21 protein-coding genes are annotated in these 21,074 nt (G+C 61.7%); all 21 read right to left on the bottom strand.

Features of this window, described 5'->3' with window-relative positions:
* Positions 1 to 133: 133 nt before the first annotated feature.
* The 21 genes from ACTJKT_RS07135 to ACTJKT_RS07035 all read right to left on the bottom strand — a co-directional run bounded on the left by ACTJKT_RS07135 (position 134) and on the right by ACTJKT_RS07035 (position 20,851).
* A complete protein-coding gene (locus ACTJKT_RS07135; RefSeq protein WP_440786626.1) occupies positions 134 to 1,498 on the bottom strand; it encodes a flagellar hook-length control protein FliK in 1,365 nt (454 codons plus the stop codon).
* Between the two features lie 110 nt (positions 1,499 to 1,608).
* Positions 1,609 to 1,953, bottom strand: a complete 345-nt coding sequence (locus ACTJKT_RS07130; RefSeq protein WP_025805201.1) for an Hpt domain-containing protein — start codon at positions 1,951 to 1,953, stop codon at positions 1,609 to 1,611.
* 30 nt (positions 1,954 to 1,983) lie between these two features.
* Positions 1,984 to 3,690, bottom strand: a complete 1,707-nt coding sequence (locus ACTJKT_RS07125) for an ATP-binding SpoIIE family protein phosphatase (RefSeq protein WP_440786625.1) — start codon at positions 3,688 to 3,690, stop codon at positions 1,984 to 1,986.
* 5 nt (positions 3,691 to 3,695) lie between these two features.
* A complete protein-coding gene (locus ACTJKT_RS07120; protein WP_440786624.1) occupies positions 3,696 to 4,001 on the bottom strand; it encodes an STAS domain-containing protein in 306 nt (101 codons plus the stop codon).
* 120 nt (positions 4,002 to 4,121) lie between these two features.
* A complete protein-coding gene (fliJ, locus tag ACTJKT_RS07115) occupies positions 4,122 to 4,571 on the bottom strand; it encodes a flagellar export protein FliJ (protein WP_025805197.1) in 450 nt (149 codons plus the stop codon).
* 6 nt (positions 4,572 to 4,577) lie between these two features.
* Entirely contained in the window at positions 4,578 to 5,936 is a 1,359-nt protein-coding gene (gene fliI, locus ACTJKT_RS07110; RefSeq protein WP_440786623.1) for a flagellar protein export ATPase FliI, read from the bottom strand.
* On the bottom strand, positions 5,926 to 6,747 hold the full coding sequence (gene fliH, locus ACTJKT_RS07105; RefSeq protein WP_226305037.1) for a flagellar assembly protein FliH: 822 nt from the start codon (positions 6,745 to 6,747) through the stop codon (positions 5,926 to 5,928). The genes fliI and fliH overlap by 11 nt, the downstream gene beginning before the upstream one ends.
* 9 nt (positions 6,748 to 6,756) lie before the next feature.
* Positions 6,757 to 7,776 carry a flagellar motor switch protein FliG gene (gene fliG, locus ACTJKT_RS07100; RefSeq protein ID WP_007922630.1) on the bottom strand — a complete coding sequence of 340 codons (1,020 nt, stop codon included), beginning with the start codon at positions 7,774 to 7,776 and terminating at the stop codon, positions 6,757 to 6,759.
* A complete protein-coding gene (gene fliF, locus ACTJKT_RS07095) occupies positions 7,769 to 9,556 on the bottom strand; it encodes a flagellar basal-body MS-ring/collar protein FliF (RefSeq protein ID WP_440786622.1) in 1,788 nt (595 codons plus the stop codon). The genes fliG and fliF overlap by 8 nt, the downstream gene beginning before the upstream one ends.
* A gap of 15 nt (positions 9,557 to 9,571) precedes the next feature.
* The gene (gene fliE, locus ACTJKT_RS07090) at positions 9,572 to 9,898 is read right to left on the bottom strand and encodes a flagellar hook-basal body complex protein FliE (RefSeq protein ID WP_007922633.1); all 327 of its coding nucleotides are present in this window, start codon (positions 9,896 to 9,898) and stop codon (positions 9,572 to 9,574) included.
* A gap of 128 nt (positions 9,899 to 10,026) precedes the next feature.
* On the bottom strand, positions 10,027 to 11,436 hold the full coding sequence (fleR, locus tag ACTJKT_RS07085; protein WP_440786621.1) for a sigma-54-dependent response regulator transcription factor FleR: 1,410 nt from the start codon (positions 11,434 to 11,436) through the stop codon (positions 10,027 to 10,029).
* 5 nt (positions 11,437 to 11,441) lie between these two features.
* Positions 11,442 to 12,635 carry a sensor histidine kinase gene (locus tag ACTJKT_RS07080; RefSeq protein WP_164485796.1) on the bottom strand — a complete coding sequence of 398 codons (1,194 nt, stop codon included), beginning with the start codon at positions 12,633 to 12,635 and terminating at the stop codon, positions 11,442 to 11,444.
* Positions 12,636 to 12,763: 128 nt separating this feature from the next.
* Positions 12,764 to 14,239 (bottom strand): sigma-54 dependent transcriptional regulator, encoded by a 1,476-nt coding sequence (locus ACTJKT_RS07075; RefSeq protein ID WP_440786620.1) that lies wholly within the window; start codon positions 14,237 to 14,239, stop codon positions 12,764 to 12,766.
* Positions 14,240 to 14,412: 173 nt separating this feature from the next.
* Positions 14,413 to 14,709 carry a flagellar protein FliT gene (fliT, locus tag ACTJKT_RS07070; RefSeq protein WP_007922640.1) on the bottom strand — a complete coding sequence of 99 codons (297 nt, stop codon included), beginning with the start codon at positions 14,707 to 14,709 and terminating at the stop codon, positions 14,413 to 14,415.
* A gap of 10 nt (positions 14,710 to 14,719) precedes the next feature.
* Positions 14,720 to 15,115, bottom strand: coding sequence for a flagellar export chaperone FliS (gene fliS / locus ACTJKT_RS07065; protein ID WP_007922642.1), 396 nt, complete (start codon positions 15,113 to 15,115; stop codon positions 14,720 to 14,722).
* Positions 15,116 to 15,243: 128 nt separating this feature from the next.
* Positions 15,244 to 16,662, bottom strand: a complete 1,419-nt coding sequence (gene fliD, locus ACTJKT_RS07060; RefSeq protein WP_440786619.1) for a flagellar filament capping protein FliD — start codon at positions 16,660 to 16,662, stop codon at positions 15,244 to 15,246.
* Between the two features lie 82 nt (positions 16,663 to 16,744).
* Positions 16,745 to 17,110: a flagellar protein FlaG gene (locus tag ACTJKT_RS07055; RefSeq protein WP_440786618.1), complete on the bottom strand. Its 366-nt coding sequence runs from the start codon at positions 17,108 to 17,110 to the stop codon at positions 16,745 to 16,747.
* Positions 17,111 to 17,182: 72 nt separating this feature from the next.
* Positions 17,183 to 18,034, bottom strand: a complete 852-nt coding sequence (locus ACTJKT_RS07050; RefSeq protein ID WP_025805189.1) for a flagellin domain-containing protein — start codon at positions 18,032 to 18,034, stop codon at positions 17,183 to 17,185.
* A gap of 250 nt (positions 18,035 to 18,284) precedes the next feature.
* Positions 18,285 to 18,554: a hypothetical protein gene (locus ACTJKT_RS07045; protein WP_440786617.1), complete on the bottom strand. Its 270-nt coding sequence runs from the start codon at positions 18,552 to 18,554 to the stop codon at positions 18,285 to 18,287.
* Entirely contained in the window at positions 18,551 to 19,843 is a 1,293-nt protein-coding gene (locus tag ACTJKT_RS07040; protein ID WP_440786616.1) for a motility associated factor glycosyltransferase family protein, read from the bottom strand. Before ACTJKT_RS07040 ends, ACTJKT_RS07045 begins: the two co-directional genes overlap by 4 nt.
* A gap of 81 nt (positions 19,844 to 19,924) precedes the next feature.
* Positions 19,925 to 20,851: a ketoacyl-ACP synthase III gene (locus tag ACTJKT_RS07035; protein ID WP_440786615.1), complete on the bottom strand. Its 927-nt coding sequence runs from the start codon at positions 20,849 to 20,851 to the stop codon at positions 19,925 to 19,927.
* Positions 20,852 to 21,074 lie beyond the last annotated feature (223 nt).

Genomic DNA, 21,074 nt, shown 5'->3' with positions numbered 1-21,074 from the left:
CGCACGGCAAGGCAAGAGCAAGTGTTATGCCAGATTTGTCTGAACCGAAGGGATAGGGAAGCGCAAAGCAAAAGATCGCCAGCCGCGGTGTCACGCGACTGGCGATCTTCTGTTCAATGACGCCTGGAGCGGGTCAGGCGTAATAGTCGACGGCGCTGGTGCCGATGACCGTGCTGGTGCTGGCGGCGACTTCGGCGACGCTCGGCGGCAACTCCTCATCCCCGCCATCCAGGCGCCCGCCACTGGCGCTGGTGCCGTTGCTGCGGTGCTGCCCCTGCTGGGCCTGCTCCTGGCCACCCTGCCAGTTGCGCGACTGGTCGGAGACGTTGACGTCCACCTGCCCCATGCCTTGCTGGTGGAACATGTCGCGCAGGCGATGCATCTGCCCTTCGAGGGCCTCGCGCACGCCGACATGGGCACTCATGAAGGTCACCTGGGTCTGCTGGTCCGGCACCATGTTCACGCGAATGTCCAGGCGTCCCAGCTCGGCCGGTTGCAACTGGATCTCGGCCGACTTCAGATTGACGCTGGACAGGTACATGACCCGGTTGACCACTTCCTCGGTCCAGCCGCTCTGATGCATGGCCAGCGGCTGGTTCACCGGGACGGCGTTGGCGGTCTTGGGCGTGGCCGCCTGGGTCAGGGCCGCCAGGCGGTTGGCGAAATCATCGACGCGGGTGTCGCTGGCAGCGCCCTTGAGGTCCTTGAGACCGTCATCGAGCAGACCGCTGAAGGCCTTTTCGCCGCCCTGCTCGGTGCTGTCCTTGTCCACCTGCAGGTCCAGCATGTTGGCCATGCCGCTGGCGAAGGTCTGGGCCGAAGTCGGCCCGTCATCGGTCGTCACAGTCGGCGCCGCCTTGCTCGGCGCCTGGCTGGAAGCCGAGACATGGCCGCCCTGCTCCATGGCCAGACGCACTGCCGGCAGCGCATCCAGCGGATCGGCTTCGGGATCGAATTCGGGGTCGACCGGCACCGGCGCCACGGTACTGGCCACCAGCGGCGCAACCGGCTGCGTTTGCGGCTGCACTTGCGGCTGTGCCGGAACAGGCGTTGCCGCCACTTCCGGCTCGGGCGCCGGCAATGGCACCGGCTGGGCCGCCTGCATCAGCGCCGGATCCAGGGTGGGGTCGACCGGCGTGCCATCGGCCAGCGGCTGATCGCTGCTCGCGGCCTGGTCATCGGCGACATTGTCGTCACTGGCAGCGGCCTTGTCGGCAGGCAAGGTTTTGCCGCTATCGGCAACCGCCGGCTCGGGGACGGCAGTCTTGCCCTTGCCCGGATCCACCTTGGCAGCGGCTTCGACACCCTTGTCGCGAGCCGGTTTGATGGGGCCGTCGGCGGCCGCTACCGGCTTGCCGAGCGCTTCCTTGGCGAACACCCGGGCAAAGCTTGCGCCTTTATCCCCGGGCTCGGCGGCACTTGCCTGGGGGGTGGCGGAAGCCGCTTGAGTCTTGGCCTGGGAGGCAGCCTGAAGCAGCATGTTCGGGGTAAGGGGCATGAAAACGGTCTCCGCTGCACTGGGATCGTAGGTACAGTTGGGAGACTTGATTGCAAAGGTCGAGCCAGCTTTGCTGGCTCGAGGGGAAAAGCCTGGGTTGCGGCGGTTTTTCAGCAGTGAAAACGCTGGCGCTCCTGCTCGCACAACTGCCGGACAATGGCGAATTCGCCATCGATCTCGCCCACCAGCTGCTCGATACCGCGCAACGACGAGTCCTGGGCACGCTGCTCCAACTGATGACAGAGCTCGGCCAGGCGAATCGCTCCCATATTGCTGCTGCTGCCCTTGAAGCTGTGGGCAGTGGCGACAAGTTGACGGGGGTCGTCGACCTTGTGCAACTGGCGCAAACGCTCTTCGGAGTCGCAGAGGAAGGTGTCGAGCAACAACGGATACTCATCCTCCATGACTTCCTGCAATGCGTTCAGCACCTCGTGATCCAGATGAATTTCAGCCACTTGTTCACTCCTTGATCAAGAATCGGCGAATTATGCCAGAGGCTCCCAAGAAAACTCCACGCAGGCACTACGACCATCGTCAGACCAGCTGGCACGCTGGCTGAGCTGACGGATCAGGCTGACGCCGCGCCCGGACAGGCGGTCGCCATCGACGGGTCGCGCCATCACCCGCCCGACATCGAAACCACCGCCACTGTCCTCGACCCGGATCAGCAAACGACCGCCGGCGCCCTGGGGCTCCACCTGCAGGTGCACCCGTACAAAACCCTCCTGCAACGCTTCCAGGCGTACCGCGCGCTCCCGGTAATAACGGGAAAACCCCTGGGCATCGCGCTTGAGACTTGAGTCCAGGCGCAATACGCCGTGCTCCAGGGCATTGGAATACAACTCGGCCAGCACACTGTAGAGCGCCCCGCTCTGCGCCCGCAGGCCATGCACTTCGAGCAGCAGTTGCAGCAGGTAAGGCAGAGGGTTGAAGCGCTTGAGGGTGGCGGCGCGATACTCGAAACTCACCGACCAGTCCAGCGGACAGGACTGACCGCTGTCGGAGTACACCAGCGCCGGCGGCGTCAGCTGCCGGGCCTCGAACAGGCTGACCTCGACCATGCTCACATCGTCCCGCGCATCGCCACCAAACTCGCTCAGGGCCCGCTGGATCTCCTCGAACAACAGGTCCGGCTCACGGTTGGCAGCAAATACCTGCTGCAGGCGCTCGACACCGAACAACTGCTCGTTGACGTCGCAGGTGTCGATCACCCCATCGGACAACAGGAACACCCGGTCGCCCAGGGCCATGGGAAAGACTTCGGTGCGGTCGTCGAATGCCTCGGCACCCAGCACTCCCAGCGGCAAATGGTGGGCCACCAGCGGCACCCGCTCTCCGCTTGCCAGGCGATGCAGGTAGCCATCCGGCATGCCGCCGTTCCACACCTCCACCGCCCGCCGCTGGAAACTCAGGCACAGCAGCGTCGCACAACAGAACATGCCCACCGGCAGGATGCGCTTGAGCTTGGCATTCATCTCGCGCAGGGTTTCCGGCAGCCCGTAACCCTTGGCCGTCATGCCGTAAAACACCTCGGCCAGGGGCATCGCGCCCACGGCCGCCGGCAAGCCGTGGCCGGTGAAATCCCCCAACAGCACATGCATATCGCCCGTCGGGGTAAAGGCAGCCAGCAGCAAATCGCCGTTGAACAGCGCGTACGGCGACTGCAGGTAGCGGATATTCGGCGCGTTCAGACATCCGGAATGCGCCACCTTGTCGAACACCGCCTTGGCCACCCGCTGCTCGTTGAGCAGGTAGTCATGGTGCTGGGTGATCTGGTCGCGCTGCTGCAGCACGGTTTCCTGCAGGCGCCGCAAGCGATCCATGGCCTTGATCTTGGCGGCCAGGATCACCGGGCTGTAGGGTTTTGCCAGAAAATCGTCGCCGCCGGCTTCCAGACAGCGCGCCAGCGCCTCGCTCTGGGTGAGCGAGGTCAGGAAAATGATCGGCACCAGCGCCTCGCCAGCCAGGCGCTTGATCTGCCGGGCGGCCTCGAAACCGTCCATCACCGGCATCATCGCGTCCATCAACACCAGGTGCGGGCGCTGCTGGACGAACAGCTCCACCGCCTCGGCGCCGTTACTCGCCGTCAGCACCTCGTGCCCCTGGCGCCGGACGATGCTCGACAGCAACATGCGGTCGCTCGTGCCGTCCTCGGCGATCAGCACGCACAGAGGTGCCTCGATCGACTGCATGTCGATCAACTGATGTCGAACAGCTTGTCGAAATTGGAAATGGCGAGAATCTTGCGCACGTCCGAGTTGCTGTTGATCACTCGCACGTCGGATTCGTCGCCGCCGGCGTGATCGCGCAGCAACAGCAGCATGCCCAGGGCGGAACTGTCGAGGTAGGTGGCGTCTTTCAGGTCCACCACTATGGAGTCGGGTCTTCTGTTGAGGTGCTCGTAGGACTCGCGAAACTCTTGATGCCGGCCAAAATCGAAACGTCCCTTGATCGAAATCGTCAGTTTTTGCCCGTCCGGTGAAACTTCAGTAACGACTGACATGATACCGCTTCCTTGTGATTGGCAATCTGTACAAGGTTTAGCACCCCGTACAGACATGGGCAACCCGAACCGCCGAAGCGTCGCTGACGAGCGCCTGGCGGCGACGAACGGGATGGCGATTCAGTACGGATCCTGGCGCGGCAGGCGCTGGGACAGCTCATCGAGCAGCTTCTGCTCGCGCTTGTCTTCCAGTTGGCGGGCTTCATCGATGTAGCGCTGCACCAGTTTGCGCAAGCCCTCGACCCGGGCATAGGCCTGCTGCCAGGTTTCCCGGGCGCGGTTGAGGTTGTTCTGGTGCCAGGCCAGGCTTTGCCGCTGCTGCCCCACGGCGGTTTCCAGCTGATTGAGGAAGTGCTGGTAGTTCATCAGCCATTGGCCGGAAACCCCGCCGCTGCCCCGCTCGATCCACTGTTGCTGGTATTCGCCACGAAAGCGTTCCAGGTCGCCCAGCTTGCTTTCCGCCAGGCGCACCTGGCCCTGGAAATGCCCCAGGCGCTGGGCGGCGGTGCGCTCGGCGCTTTCGGCCATTTCGACCACGGGCGCCAGACGCGCGGCACGGCTGTTGGCCATGGCGAATTAACCGCCCGGCGCCGGAGCGAAAACCATCTCCAGATGGGCTTCGCTTTCACCCAGGCTGATGCTGTCGTTGAGCCCCTGGCGCAGGTAGGCGACCATCGACGGCTGCAGCGAGATGGCGGCGTCGGTTTCGCGATCGCCGCCCGGTACATAGGCACCGACGCTGATCAGGTCGCGCGCCTGCTGGTAACGCGACCACAGCTGCTTGAAATACTGGGCGCGGGTCATGTGCTCCGGGGTCACCACCGCCGGCATGACCCGGCTGATGGACGCCTCGATATCGATGGCCGGGTAATGCCCCTCTTCCGCCAGGCGCCGCGACAGCACGATGTGCCCGTCGAGCACACCACGGGCCGAGTCGGCGATCGGGTCCTGCTGGTCGTCGCCTTCGGACAGCACGGTGTAGAACGCAGTGATCGAGCCGCCACCGGCCTCGGCGTTGCCCGCGCGCTCCACCAGCTTCGGCAGCTTGGCGAATACCGACGGCGGATAACCCTTGGTCGCGGGCGGCTCGCCGATGGCCAGGGCGATTTCCCGCTGGGCCTGGGCGAAACGGGTCAGGGAATCCATCAGCAACAGGACGTTCTTGCCCTTGTCGCGAAAATATTCGGCGATACGCGTGCAATACATGGCCGCACGCATGCGCATCAGCGGCGCATCGTCCGCCGGCGACGCCACCACCACGGAGCGCTTGAGCCCCTCTTCACCGAGGATGTGCTCGATGAATTCTTTAACTTCACGGCCCCGCTCACCGATCAGCCCGACCACGATGATGTCGGCCTCGGTAAAGCGGGTCATCATGCCCAGCAGCACACTCTTGCCCACGCCGGTACCGGCGAACAGGCCGAGACGCTGACCGCGACCCACCGTCAATAATCCGTTGATGCAGCGAATGCCCACGTCCAGCGGCCGGCTGATGGGGTCGCGCTTGAGCGGGTTGATGGTCGGCCCGTCCATCGGCACCCAGTCCTCGGCCTTCATTCCACCCTTGCCGTCCAGCGCACGGCCAGCGCCGTCGAGGACCCGGCCGAGCATGCTCATGCCCATCGGCAGGCGACCGGTATGGGCCAGCGGCACGACCCGAGCGCCGGGCGCGATGCCAGCGACGCTGCCGACCGGCATCAGGAACACCTTGCTGCCGGAAAAGCCCATCACCTCGGCCTCGACCTGCACCGGGTGATAGCTGTCGTCGTTGATCACCATGCAGCGCGTGCCCATGGCCGCCCGCAGGCCTTCGGCCTCCAGGGTCAGGCCGACCATGCGCAGCAGGCGGCCTTCGAGAATCGGCTGGTTCGGCAGTTCGGTGGCTTCGGCGTAGCTGCTCAGGCGCTTGCCGAAGCTGGTGCGGTCAAGGCGCATCGGCGGGGTCCTGGGCGAGGTCGACAGGGTCGACATCCGCGGCGGGCTTGCCCGTGGCAGCCCCCAGCTCGACGCTCAGGTCCGATTCGGCGGGATGCAAAGCCTGTTCGTGAAGCTGGTCGGACAGTTTGTCCATGATCTTGGCGATCCGGGTTTCCATGGTCGCGTCGATACGGCTGTGCTCGGTCTCGACCCGGCAACCGCCCGGCAGCATGGCTTCGTCCTCGACGATGCGCCAGCTTTCCTCATGGCGCTCGCGCAGGCTTTTGACCTGGGCGAAGTCCTGCGGATTGATGTACAGGCGCACATTGCCCACGCCCAGCGGCAACAGCTTGAGGGCTTCGCGCATGACATGCTCGATCTGGCTGGAGTCGATGGCCAGCTCGCGCTGGATCACCTGGCGCGTCATGTGCTGCACCAGGTTGACCAGGGCTTTTTCAATCTGCGTGTCCTGCTCGGCGATCGGCTCGAACAGATTGCCCATCAGCGTTTCCAGGGCTGCCAGCTTGGCGCTCAGGGCCACTTCGGCTTCCTGGCGGACCTTCAGCGTGGTGCTGTGGAAACCTTCCTTTTCGCCCGTGGCGAAGCCTTCGTTATAGGCTTCCTGGCGAATGCTCTCGAGCTCTTCGAGGGTCAGTGGCTGGACTTCTTCCAGCGGCACTTCCTCGATCTCCGCCGGCGGTTCTTCAACCGGTTCCGGCTCGGGCTCGGGGACATGGGGGTCGAAACTGGGCAGCGCCCAGACGTCGAAACCACCGACGTCCCGAGCGCGAATCAGGTCGCTGTGGGATTCATCACTGCTGGACGACATAACGCGACCTTAGATCATTTCTTCGCCGCCCTTCCCGCCGAGAACGATTTCTCCGGCTTCGGCCATACGGCGGGCAATGGTGAGGATTTCCTTCTGCGCGGTTTCCACATCGCTGACGCGCACCGGGCCCTTGGCCTCGAGGTCGTCGCGCAGCAGTTCGGCAGCCCGCTTGGACATGTTCTTGAAGATCTTTTCCTTGACGCCTTCGTCCGACCCCTTGAGGGCCAGCACCAGCACGTCGGAAGACACTTCGCGCAGCAACGCCTGGATGCCGCGGTCGTCGACATCGGCCAGGTTGTTGAACACGAACATGAGGTCTTCGATCTGACCGGACAGGTCTTCGTCGACTTCGCGGATCGAGTCCATCAACTGGCCTTCGATCGAGCTGTCGAGGAAGTTCATGATGTCGGCAGCGCGCTTGATACCGCCCAGGGTGGTACGCGAGGCATTGGAGTTGCCGGCGAACTGCTTCTCGAGAATCTGGTTGAGTTCTTTCAGGGCCGCCGGCTGCACGGTATTGAGCGAGGAGACCCGCAGAATGATGTCCAGGCGCGCCTTGTGGTCGAAGTTGCCGAGCACTTCGCCCGCCTGGTCCGGATCGAGGTAGGCCACTACGATCGCCTGGATCTGCGGGTGCTCGTAACGGATCACGTCCGCCACGGCGCGCGGCTCCATCCACTTCAGACTGTCCAGACCACTGGTGTTGCCGCCCAGCAGGATACGGTCGATCAGACCGTTGGCCTTGTCCTCGCCCAGGGCCTGGGTGAGCATCTTGCGCACATAGTCGTCGGAGCCCACGCCAAGGCTGGTCTGGTCGCCGACGATGTCGACGAACTCGCTCATCACCTGCTCGACCTGCTCGCGATGCACGTTGCCCATCTGCGCCATGGCCACGCCCACTCGCTGGACCTCTTTGGGGCCCATGTGACGCAGCACCTGCGCGGCATCGGTGGAACCCAGGGACAGCAGCAGAATCGCGGCCTTGTCGACCCGGGTCAGTTTGGCGGTAGCGGCTCGGTTATCACTCATCTGCGTTAATCCACTCTTTCACGACCTGGGCCACGCGACCCGGATCTTCTGCCACCAGACTCTTGATTGCGTTCAACTGTGCGTCATAGCCTTCGCTCGGGCTAGGCAGCAGAATGCTTTGCGGGCCGCCGAGGCTGACGCGATCGTTGGCCAGTTCGCCATCCAGGCCGCCCATGCCGCCGAGTTCGACATCGCTGCCGAGCCCTGCCAGTTGCTTGCCCTTGCCGCCACCGGTGATGTTGTTGAGCACCGGACGCAGTACGCCGAACACCAGGACCAGGATGAAGAGCACGCCCAGGACCTGCTTCACGATGTCCCAGAACCAAGGCTGCGAGTAGAACGGAATGTCGGCGATCACTTCACCGCGATCGGTCGAGAACGGCACGTTGATCACGCTGACGCTGTCGCCACGGCTGGCGTCGAAGCCCACGGCGTCCTGCACCAGGCGGGTAAAGCGCGCCAATTCGTCGGCGCTCCAGGGTGCGCGGGTGGTTTCGCCATTGGCCGCATTGACCTTGACCTGATCGTCCACTACCACCGCCACCGACAGCCGGTTCAGACGACCCTGCTGTTGCTTGGTGTGGCTGATGGAGCGATCCAGCTCGAAGTTCTTGGTGGATTGTTGACGCTTGTCGTTAGGGTACGGCGCCAGCATCGGCTGGCCGGTGGCCGGGTCCATGATCTGCTGGCCGTTGGCGTCCAGCAGCGGCTGGCCTGGCTGCACCATGCCGGCGGCAGCGGTAGAGCCACCGGTGGTCTGCGGCGCGCTGGCCGGCGCCGGCGGCTGGTTGCTCAGGGCGCCAGGAACGCCTTGTGGGCCCAGGCTGCTGGAGCGTTGTTCGTTGACCGACTGCTCGCTGCGCAGGGCCGGCTGGTCGGGGTTGAACTGTTCGGAAGTCGACTCGACGGCACTGAAGTCCACATCGGCGGACACTTCAGCCTTGTAGCGGTCGTTGCCCAGGATCGGCTGCAGGATGTTGTGCACACGCTGGGTCAGCATGCTTTCCATGCGGCGGCTGTAGTCGAATTGCTTGCCGGCCATGGTCAGTTCGGAGTTTTCCGCCTGGTCGGAGAGCAGGTTGCCCTTCTGGTCGACCACGGTGATCTGCGACTTGCTCAGTTCGGGAACGCTGGTCGCCACCAGATTGACGATGGCCACCACCTGGCCCGGCTCCAGCGAACGACCGGAATACAGCTCGACCAGTACCGAAGCGCTGGGCTTGCGCTCGTCGCGCACGAACACCGAGCTTTTCGGGATCGCCAGGTGCACGCGTGCGCCCTTGACGTTGTTCAGGCTGGAAATGGTCCGCGCCAGCTCGCCTTCCAGGCCGCGACGGTAACGGGTCGCTTCCATGAACTGGCTGGTGCCCAGGCCCTGCTCTTTATCGAGAATCTCGAAACCGATATTGCCGTCGCCCGGGGCCACACCGGCAGCAGCCAGCTTGAGGCGCGCGCGCGGCAGGTCGTCGGCCTTGACCAGCAAGGCACCGGAGTTGGGTTCGACGGTGTAGGGAATGTCGGCGGTGGCCAGGGTGTCCATGACCTGCTTGGCGTCCATGCCGGCAAGGCTGCCGTACAACGGACGGTAATCGGGTTGCTGGGACCACAACACCACGGCAAAACCAATCGCCACGCTGGCAGCCAGACCGACCATGAGGCCAACCTGACGCAACATGGTCATCTCGGAGAGGTTTTCCAGAAAAGACAGCCCGAACAGCGGCGGTTTGCCTTCTGTCGGAGTGGCCTTGGCCGGTACGTTATCGGCGACTGCTTCTGCCATGACTCAATCTCGTCCTTAAACCGGCATCTGCATGATGTCTTGGTACGCCTGAACCAGCTTGTTGCGCACCTGGGTCAACGCCTGGAAGGACACACTGGCCTTCTGCGAGGAAATCATCACGTCGGTCAGGTCGACACCGCTCTTGCCGATCTCGAAGGCACTGGCCAGCTGGCTGGACGCCTGCTGAGTGTCGTTGACCTTGTTCACCGCCTGCCCAAGCATGTCGGAAAAACTGCTGCCGCTCACCTGCGGCACCGCGGCCGATTTTGGCTGGGCCATGGCGTCCATTTGCATGGCCCGCATGTCCAACATCAACCGATTAAATTCAATACCTTGGCTCATGGTCTACTCTCTCCGACGACCCGCAATTTTTTGACACTCACGCAGCGGTTAGTGAGGTGTTAGCAACAAGGGTGCCAGCTCCACGGAGACACCGAACAAAAGCCTGCACGGCTTCAGTCTTAAACGACTCATGTTGCAAACAGATACGCCTCGACATCCATTCCGGCATCGCGCATTTGCGCCAACTTGTAACGCAAGGTACGCGGGCTGATACCCAGGCGCTCGGCCGCCTCCTTGCGCCGGCCGCGCTCGGACCGCAAGGTGTCGATGATCATCTGGAACTCCCGACGCCGCAGATCGTCGCCCAAGGCCCCCGCCGACTCGGCCGGCGGCACCTCGGCCTCCACCGGCGCACTGCGCACCGCCGCTACCACGGCGGGCGCCAGGGCTGGCAACGGCGCACAGGCCAGCGGTCCGCCAAGGCAGAAATCTTCCGGCTGGATCAGGCCGCCCTGTTGCAGGATCAGCGCACGCTGGATGGCGTTATCCAGTTCGCGCACATTGCCCGGCCATGGATAACCGAGCAGGCACGCCTGCGCCTCGGCGGACAGCCGGGCGGCAGCGTGTTTCATTTTATTGACGTGTTTGGCCAGCAGGCGCTCGGCCAGCGGCAGGATATCGGCGGTGCGCTCGCGCAGCGGACGCCAGGCCAGCGGGAATACCGACAGCCGATAGTAAAGGTCTTCCCGGAACCGCCCCGCCGCCACTTCGCCGGCCAGGTCGCGATTGGTGGTGGCCACCACCCGGATATCCAGGGCAATGGGCTTGCGCGCCCCGACCCGCTCGACTTCGCGCTCCTGCAGCACCCGCAGCAGTTTGGCCTGCAAAGCCAGGGGCATTTCGGAAATCTCGTCCAGCAGCAGGGTACCGCCATCGGCCTGTTCGAACTTGCCGGGCTGGGCAGCGATGGCGCCGGTAAAGGAGCCCTTCTCGTGACCGAACAGTGTGGCCTCGAGCATGTTGTCCGGAATCGCTGCGCAGTTGATGGCGATAAAGGGCTGGCTGGAGCGATGGGACTGCTGGTGAATGTAGCGCGCCAGCACCTCTTTACCGGTGCCGGACTCGCCCGAGATCAGCACTGTGGAATCGCTGCGAGCGACCCGCGCCGCCAGTTCGAGCAGTTGCGCACTGGCCGGCTCGAATGCCACCGGCCCTTCACCCTCGGCCGCCCCCAGGCAACCCAAGGCATGTCGCGCCACCAGATCCAGCAGGGCCTTGGGCTCGAAGGGCTTGACCAGGTAGTCGGCGGCTCCTTGACGCATGGCCTCGACCGCACGTTCGACCGCGCCATGGGCGGTCATCAGCAAGACCGGCAATTGCGGTTGGCGCGCACGCAGCAGCCCCAGCAACTGATGACCGTCCATGCCCGGCATGTTGACGTCGCTGACCACCAGGCTGAACGACTCGCCAGACACCGCCTCCAGCGCTTCTTCCGCGCTGCCGACCGCCTTGTAGTCATGACCGGCCAACAGCAGCGTATCCGCCAGGGCCTCGCGCAGGGCGCGATCGTCTTCAACCAGTAAAACCTTGATTGCCATTACCTTCACTCCACTCCTTGAGCGCCGGAGAACAGCGGCAGAACCACCAGCGCACATGTACCGCGCCCAGGACGCGAGCGCAGCAGCAATTCTCCCTGATGGGCACGCGCCACCGCCTTGACGACTGTCAGCCCCAGGCCGGTTCCCGTGGCTTTGGTGGTGAAAAACGGTTCACCCAGGCGCGCCAGCACCGCAGCATCGATACCGCTGCCGCTATCGCTGACACACAGCCGCAAGCTGTTGCCACGGGTATAGATATGGACTTTCAGGCGCACCTGGCCGGCACTCGCCTGGATCGCGTTCTCGATCAGGTTGAGCACCGCCCCCACCAGCGTGTCGCGGTTGCACAGCAACTCGCCGGCATGGCTGTCGCACTGCCAGCGCACGGGCACGTCCTGCACATGGGTCAGGGCCGCCGCCTGCAGCGACTGCAACAGCGCCTTAGGCGTCACGCGATCGGTCAGCGGCAGCTCGCCCCGGGCGAACACCAGCATGTCGCGGACCTGATGCTCCAGCTCATGCAGCCGCTCCTTCAGCCGCCCGGCAAAGCGCTGCTGGGTGGCGACGGGCAACTCTTGCTCGGTGAGGTGGCTGGCGTACAGCAGCGCGGCGGACAATGGCGTACGAATCTGATGCGCCAGGGATGCCACCATGCGCCCAAGGGACGACAGACGCTCATGACGAGCCAGCTGATCTTGCAGGTGACGGGTTTCAGTCAGGTCGTTGAGCAGCACCAACTGGCCTGGCTCGGCATCCAGCGAACGGGTGGCGATCGACAGCCGCCGTCCATCCTTCAGGGAAATTTCATGGCCGTCGTCTTCCCGTGGCGCGAAGCAACGGGCGATGACATGCCGCCACAGCTCGCCCTCGAGAGGCAAGCCCAGCAGGTCACAGGCGGCAGGGTTGGCTTCGCGGACAATGCCCTGGGCGTCGATGACGATGACGCCGCCAGGCAACAGATCGAGGAGGTTTTGCAGACGGTTGGCCAGACGCTCTTTTTCCGCCAGCTCCTGCATGCGCTGGGCGCTGACCACGGCCAGTTCGCCCTTGAGCTCGGTCACCCGAGCCTCAAGCATGCTGTAGGAGTCGGTAAGCTGGCTCGACATCTGGTTGAACAAGGCGAACGCCTGCTCAAGGCCAAGCCGGCTTGCCTGCTCTACGGACGACGATTGCCCCTGGGTTTCAGGAACAGGAGACATCTGGGCGGCTTGGGGCATCGTGCTCTCTCGCGTGGCTGACCGTCAGTTAAACGGAACGTTGAGAGAGACTTAGCAATACCCGTGCCGGAAAAAAACCGCCCGGTTTTCAACAGGTTAAAAAACAGGCGTCAATCATCCGCCTGTTCATCACCCTCGCGACGGCTCATGCCGTACTTGCGCATTTTTTCCACCAGTGTGGTGCGGCGGATACGCAGACGCTCCGCAGCCCGCGCGACAATACCGTTGGCATCATCGAGCGCCTGCTGGATCAGGCCCTGTTCCAGACCACCGAGGTAGTCCTTCAGGTCCAGGCCTTCCGGCGGCAGCATGGCGGTGGCGGCGAAGTCCGGGGTGTGGCCATTGATCGCCACCCGCTCTTCCAGGTCGCTGCGCAGGCTGTCCACCAGTTGCTCGTCTTCGTCGTCGACATAGCGGAATTTCTTCGGCAGCTCGACCACGCCGATAACGCCGTAGGGATGCATGATCGCCATGCGCTCCACCAGGTTGGCCAGCTCGCGAACGTTGCCCGGCCAGCCATGGCGGCAGAGCGACATGATCGCCGCGGAGTTGAAGCGGATCGAACCGCGCTTCTCATGCTCCATGCGCGAGATCAGCTCGTTCATCAGCAGCGGAATGTCTTCCACCCGCTCACGCAGCGGCGCCATTTCGATCGGGAACACGTTCAGGCGGTAGTACAGGTCTTCGCGGAAACTGCCGACCTCGATCATGCTTTCGAGGTTCTTGTGAGTCGCGGCGATGATCCGCACGTCGACGCTCTGGGTCTTGTTGCTGCCCACGCGCTCGAAGGTACGCTCCTGCAACACGCGCAACAGCTTGACCTGCATCGGCAACGGCATGTCGCCGATTTCGTCGAGGAACAGGGTGCCGCCGTTGGCCAGCTCGAAACGCCCGGCACGGCTGGTGATGGCCCCGGTGAAGGCTCCCTTCTCGTGGCCGAACAGTTCGCTCTCCAGCAACTCGGCCGGAATCGCGCCACAGTTGACCGGCACGAACGGCGCTTCGCGACGCTTGGAGTGATAGTGCAGGTTACGCGCGACCACTTCCTTGCCAGTTCCGGACTCGCCGAGGATCAGCACGCTGGCGTCGGTATCGGCCACTTGCTGCATCATCTGCCGGACATGCTGAATCGCCCGGCTGGTGCCGACCAGACTGCGAAAGAGGTTGGGCTCGCGATGGCGACCGCGCTCGCGGGCCTGATCGTACATTTCACGATAGACCTGGGCGCGGTGCAAAGAATCGAGCAATTTGCTGTAGCTGGGTGGCATTTCCAGGGTGGAAAGCACTCGACGACGCTGGTCTTCCGGCAGGTCAATGGAAGAATTATCGCCCATTAACAAAACTGGAAGGAACTCATCCCAGGTTGAGAGTGTCTTTAACAGGCCCAGGAGTGCACCAGGAGCACTTACAGTCCCGATGAGGACACAGATTACTTCACGACTTGATGACAGTGAGCCGACAGCCTGCTGCCAGTCATGGCTACCGCAGGGTAAATTTTCTTCGCCAAGAAAATTTAAAATCACCGCCAGGTCGCGGCGGCGGACGCTATCGTCATCAATCAGCAGAATTTTGGTTTCACGCCACATGCAATAGCAACTTCCCTAGTCAACTCAATGCCCGGAATCAGGGCAAGCTAGACGCTTGTAGGCATTTTGAGCCTGATAGACGTCTGAAATCTGAAAACAGCCACTAGTTAAGTCAAAAAAGCGTGCACAGTCAAATTTATGGCGCACTGGATTCGGATTAACTTAGGGGTTAATTAACCGAACAGATGGTAAACCTTTGCCGCGTTCTGTGCTTGATGGATCTGTGACATCTCGTCGACTATTGCCTGACGCTCCCCTGTCGTCACCTCAAGAAGCTGCCGATAAACCCCCAACAGCTCCTGCAGATTCTCGCGCAACGCGGCTTCATCTTCCGGAGCTTCACTCAAGATGTCTTCCATGCAGGAACGGCAGGCCAGATCCAACTGACCGATCGCTTCCCAGTTACGCTCGGCCAGGGCGGCAACCAGTGCTTCACGGGTTTCTTCGATGCGCTGCAATACAAGACTCATGGTGATCTCCTTAGAACTGCGGACCCGGCGCAGCGATGGCGTCCCAGCCTTCCTTGACGGTGCGCAGCAGATCGGCGACCTCGTCGAGAATCTTTGGATCGGTCTTGATGTTCGCCTCGGTGAGGCGCGTCATCATGTAGGTGTACAAGCCGTCCAGATCACCCAGGGTGTCGAGTGAGTTTTCCAGATCGAGCCCTTCGCGCAAGCCGCCGATAATGCCGATGGCCTTGCTGATGAACACACCCTTGCCGGGAATATCCTTGCGCTCCATCGCCCCCTTGGCCTGGGCGATACGATCCAGACCGCCTTCCATCAGCATCTGCACCAGACGATGGGGGCTGGCTTCGGAAGTCTGCGCTTGGGCACCAATCTTCTGGTATTGCCGAAGGGCTAACATCGGATTCATGTTCTACCTCATCAAAACTCAAGGGTTCGTATAACCAGCGTATCGACCTGGCGTCAAAAAACTTTAGATCAAAAGCCAAAAGCCCGGAACGCTACAAACGTTGCCGGGCTTTTGGCGCCTGGTATCAATCAGCCTTTCTGTTGCGCAGCCAACGCCTCGAACATCGAGGTGATGTTGCTGGCGGTGGCTTTCAACTTGCCCACCAGGGTGTCCATGTCGTTGTACTTCTTGGTCAGTACCGCCGTCAGGGTCTCGATACGACGGTCCAGAGCCTCCTGATCCAAGGTCAGCTTGGCCTTGGCCTTGTCCAGCTCAGTCTTGCGCTGATCGAGAACGCCACCGGTCTGGGCAAAAGGCTTGATGGCCTCGTCCATGCGGCTCAGCAGGCCGTTTTCACCGGTGAACAGGGTCTGCACCTCGCCACCGAGCTTTTTGTCGTTCATCGCCGCGGTGAACTTGGTGGAGTCGAAGTCCAGGGCACCGGTCTTCTGGTTGGTGGTTATCCCCAACTGCGACAGAACGGTCAGTTTGTCGCCAGATCCGACTTCCGACAGCGGCGCACGAATAGCCGCCAGAATCGAGCGCGGCAACGAGTCGCCGGTCAGCTGTGCCGGGATGGTCAGCTTGCCATTGTCATCCAGGGACGGCTTGGTCAGCGCGGTAACGCTGTTGGCCACCGCGTTGTAGGCATCGACGAACTTCTGGATCGAAGCCTTCAAGCCGTCGGTGTTGGCCGCGACGGTAATGGTCGAAGTGCCCTTGGCGACCAGGTTGAAGGTCATCCCGGAAACCGCCTTGTCCACCGAGTTGCTCTTGCTGGTCAGCGCCATGCCGTCGACGGTGAACTTGGCATCCACCGCCAGGGCTCCAATGGAGCCCGCAGAAGTGGCGGTCATTGGCGAACCGGAAGTGCCAACGACATTGCTGCCGTCGATTTCCAGACCGGCAATACCACTAAGAGAAATATCGGAGCCCGCACCAGTAGTGGTCGACCCCACCACCAGACGCGATCCAAAGGAGTCGGTCACGATGTTTGCGCTGATACCCGCGCCCTTGAGCGATGCATCGGCGTTGATCGAGTCACGCACCGACTGCAGGGTAGCGCCAGCTTTTATATCGAGATTGTAGTTAGCGCCGTTTTGACTGATTTTGAGGGTACCAGTCGGAATAGCACTTGTAGTACCGCCAGCAAAGGCAGCACTGGCGACTTTCGAGGAAGTCGCGAGATTCTGTACATCGACAACATAGTTGCCATTGACCGCGGTATTGCCAGCGACCGCCGTTACATACTTGCTGTCGGAAGTAGTGGCAGCATAGCCGGGAAATTGCGGATTGGTCTTGCTGCTGAGTTCGGTAATGGTGGTCCGAAAGGTCGACAACAAGGACTTCAAGGTGCCGATGCCGGAGATGCTTGCGGTGTTGGTCGCAGTTCCCCGGTCGATCTGACCTTGCTTGGGTGCTTTATCAGCGTTCACCAAGGCTTTGACGATAGCACCGGTATCGAGGCCGGAGCCTAGACCGGTACCCGGTAGAATTGGACTTGCCATGGAGATCTCCCTTCAGTGTGTCGCCGGTCTTTTGACCATTACAACGCCCAAAAGAACATAGCAACAAATTTCATGCCAGCTGTCAGACTTTAGCGCTGAACAACAGGCTGCTCGCATCATTCAAACTATTGGCCAACTTCAGGACTTCTTCGTTGGGGATCTGACGGATCACCTCACCGGAGTCACTGGCAATGACCTTGACGACGACCTTGCCAGAAGGCTCGTCGATCGAGAATTCCAGGTTACGCTTGACCGATTGCACAAACTTTTCAATTTCCTGAATGGCCATTTTCAGTTTGTCCTGCTCGGTTTGCGCACTCTTACTCTCTTCCTTGACAGTCGGCAGCGCCACAACGTCCGCTTGAGGCTTCTCCACAGGCTTGTCAGCAACAGGCGTTGCCGGCTTGGCCGCTGGATAAGACAAGTTCAGCTTCACGCTCATATCCATGTCCATCACCTCTTAAAGTAAAAAGCGAGAGAGCACGACCAGCGCACTCCCCCGCCAAAGCTTAGCCAGCTATTACTGAAGCAGTTTCAGTACAGCGGACGGCAGTTGGTTGGCCTGAGCCAGAACTGCGGTGGAAGCTTGTTGCAGAGTCTGCTGCTTGGTCATCTGTGCAGTTTCAGCAGCGAAGTCGGTATCTTGTACGCGACCCAGTGCAGCACTGGCGTTTTCGTTGATGTTCTGCAGGTTGGAGATGGTGCTGGTCAGACGGTTTTGTGCAGCACCGAGGTCAGCACGGCTGGAGTTGATGGTTGCCAGAGCCTTTTCGATTGCGTCGATCGAAGCCTTGGTGCTGGCTTCAGCGGTGGCGCTGCTGTTACCGGTGATGGCGATGGTTGCAGAACCTACGCTCAGGGTTGCAGCGTCGAAGCCGCTGGCCAGAGTGATGGTGATCTGGTTGGTAGCACCGGTGTTGGAACCGACCTGGAAGGTCATGGTGCCAGCGCTGCCGTCGATCAGGTTCTTGCCGTTCAGGTTGGTCGACTTGGCGATACGAGTCAGCTCGTCCGACATCGAAGCGAATTCTTTGTTCAGTGCAACACGGTCAGCAGTACCGTTGGAGTCGTTTCGCGATTGAAGAGCCAGTTCGCGCATACGTTGCAGGATGTTGGTGGATTCCTGCATCGCGCCTTCAGCGGTCTGAGCGATGGAGATACCGTCGTTGGCGTTTTTGATCGCCATGGTCTGACCACGGATCTGCGAAGTCATACGGGTAGCGATTTGCAGGCCGGCGGCGTCGTCTTTTGCACTGTTGATTTTCAGGCCGGAAGACAGGCGAGTCATCGAAGTCGACAGAGCGTCGGAAGCACGGTTCAGGTTCTTCTGAACGTTCAACGATGTGACGTTAGTGTTTACTGTTAAAGCCATGACGAATTCCTCGTTGGTTGGGTACTGCGGCTTCCGGCCCTGGCAACCGCCGGGTATGGCCTAGAGAACCTTCGTAATAGTTATCGTCGGCAATGCAAGTTGCTTTAGGGGATTTTCAAAAAATTTTGCCATCAGCGTGCCACCCCTCGTAAATCAAGGGCTTGACGATTTCCAAGGGTAGAAAAATGGCGCCAGGAAAATGCCGGAGAGGACCCGGGCGCGGAGATCGCCCGGGCAGGCAGGGAATGTTTCAGCTGGCAGACAGAGAACGCAGCACTTCAACGCATTCGTATTGCAGGTAGTCGGCCAGGGCCAGCCAGTTTTGCCCTTGCTGACATTCGAACATCAGGCCAAGCAAGGCCTCCCAGTCCTGGCGCTGCTCTTGCGGCGCGGTATCGATCACCGGCTGGATCGACCCCATCAACTGGACCATGGTCATGGCCGTCTCGACATCGTGCCCCAGGCGAAAGCCCTCGGCGCATTGCTGCAAGCGGGCGATCAGCCCCTCGATCGCGCTCATTGGCTGAACTCCGGATGGTAGGTCGTCCCGGCAATCATCGCCCCGTCCCGACTGCTGTTATAGAAGCGCACCTGTGGATGGCCGGCGATAAAACGCTCCAGCTCGCACAGGTAACTGCGGAAATTGAGCTGGGTCCTGACCCGCTGGCCATGGCCGTCCAGCACCCAGTGCCTGGCCGCGCCCAGCTGCGGCCCCAGCTCACCGTCGAGCCAGCCGGCATGGGTCTTGTTCATCGGGAAGGCAAAGTCGGCACCGAACAAGGTGACCTGCTCGGCGCCCATTTTCACCGCCAGGTCCACCGCCGGATGAATCACGCTGCCACCGACATAAAGCTGCGCCTTGGGCAGTTGCTCGCGCATCCGCGTGTAAATCGGGCTGGCGGAATACCCGACATACCGCGATCCCTGCCAGAGCCTCAGAATCTGCGGATCGACCATCGGCAGATAGACCAGGGTGATGGCTGCCGATTTTTCTGGCGGCAGGTGCAGGCCGGAAATCCGGTGATCGATGCTGACCACGATGTCCGGCTCGATCCCCTGCTTGAGTAGCGGCCGGTAAGCGGTATCGACACAGATAAGCAGAGGGCGCTGGACCTGGGCGCGAATCTCGCGCAAGCGCTCGAAATGCCGTTCCAGGCTCGGCCCGGTGGCAATCACGAAGATCTCGCGCCCCGGTTGGCTGCCGAACAACTGCGCCACGTCACTGTCACTGGCCACCAGCTCGGCACTCGATTGCAGGCGTTGGGCAACCTCCGGGGAATCGACCACGAAGTCACGGTTATTGAAGGCCAGGTGCACCTCGCTGACCAGGCGATCGCGGATCTTGGCGTTGTAGTCATCCGCCAGCACCAGCTCGGAGGGCAAGGCAAAGAACGGCAACTGGATTTCCGCCAGATCGCCGGCATACCCCAGCTCGACTCGAGGATCGTTCAACCAGGCCCGCTGATCGAGCAATTGCAGCACCAGCGCAAACACCGCGCCGTTCAGGATGTGCACCTGCAAACGTTGCAGCGCCGGGTTTTCCAGCAGTATCTGCTGCAAGTCGCCCAAGCCAGTGCCGTACAGATGGATCACCGGGCTATCGGCCGGCAGGCTCGCCGCCTGGGTTCGGGCTTCCGCCGTACGATCGTGGCGGCTGGTGAGCTGAATGCCGGAAATACTCAAGGTCGACCCCAGCCCTTCGACCAGATCCGCCTGCAATGCAGCACTGTCCTCCGCCAGCAACCGCTCGAGCAGTCGTGGCCAGCGAGCCTGTATTGCCTGGGCATTGCCCTCGAAGCTTTCGCTCATGCTGTCTCGCCTATCTTCATGCAAAAAAAATAGCGCTCAGGGTACACCCTGGGCGCTATTTTTGGATGCCGCGGGATCAACTCATGGGCGATAGATAATCGCCGAACCCCAGGACAGCCCTACACCGAAGCCACTCAGGGCCACACGTTGCCACTTCGACTCGAGCACGTGCTTTTCCAGCAGCAGTGGAATGCTCGACGACACGGTGTTGCCGGTCTCGACCATGTCCTTGATGAACTTCTCCGGATCGCCTTCGAAACGGCGCGCCACGGCGTCGACGATCGCCGCACTGCCCTGGTGGATGCAGAACGCATCGATCTGCTCCGCCTTCAGGCCCGACTCATCCAGCAACTCGTTCAAGTGCGCCGGGACTTTCAGCAGGGCAAAGTTGAACACCTGGCGGCCATTCATGAAAAACACCCCATCGCTGACTTTCAGGTGCGGAGCGCCGGAACCGTCGGTGCCGAACTTGGCCTTGCCCAGCTGCCAGGGAGCGTCTTCGCCCATCCAGGTAGCGGTCGCCGCATCGCCGAACAGCATGGTGGTGTTGCGGTCTTCCGGATCGACGATCTTCGAGTAAGGGTCGGCGGTGACCAGCAGGCCGTTCTTCAGGCCCGCGGCTTCCATGAAGCCCTTGAGCGCGTAGATGCCATAGACATAACCGGAGCAGCCCAGGGAAATATCGAAGGCCGCGACGTTAGTCGGCAGGCCCAGCTTGTCCTGGACGATGGCGGCGGTGTGCGGCAGGCCTTCTTCGTCGCCGTTCTGGGTGACGACGATCAGCGCGTCGATCGACTCGCGCGACAGTTGCGGGTTGTTGGCGAACAGCGCATTGACTGCTTCGACACACAGGTCCGAGGTTTCCTGCGTGGCGTCTTTGCGCGGCAGGAAGGCCGAACCGATCTTGCCCAGGATGAACTCTTCATCCTTCTCGAATTTTGCACCTTGTGCGTAATTGTCTACGCCGGCTACAGGCACGTAGCTCGCAATGCTCTTTATGCCAATCATTACGGCTTCCCAATAATAAACAGCTGAATACCCCGACCACCGGGACCGGGGCTGCCGACAAACAGACATCCTGGCGCCCCTGACGGGCGACAGCGGGAAGAAATAGAAGGCTATCACTGCACCGTTTACCGGCCAGGCGCCATCTCCCCGGTCAATACAATACAGTGAAGATGCGCGTTATGACTCGCAGGTCACGCTATTTTGCCGAATCAGCCATACAAAC

The organism is Pseudomonas sp. 22526 (assembly GCF_052044735.1).
Classification (GTDB): domain Bacteria; phylum Pseudomonadota; class Gammaproteobacteria; order Pseudomonadales; family Pseudomonadaceae; genus Aquipseudomonas; species Aquipseudomonas piscium.
Note: the sequence above shows the minus strand (reverse complement) of the source record. Positions and strands in the feature narration are given on the sequence as shown.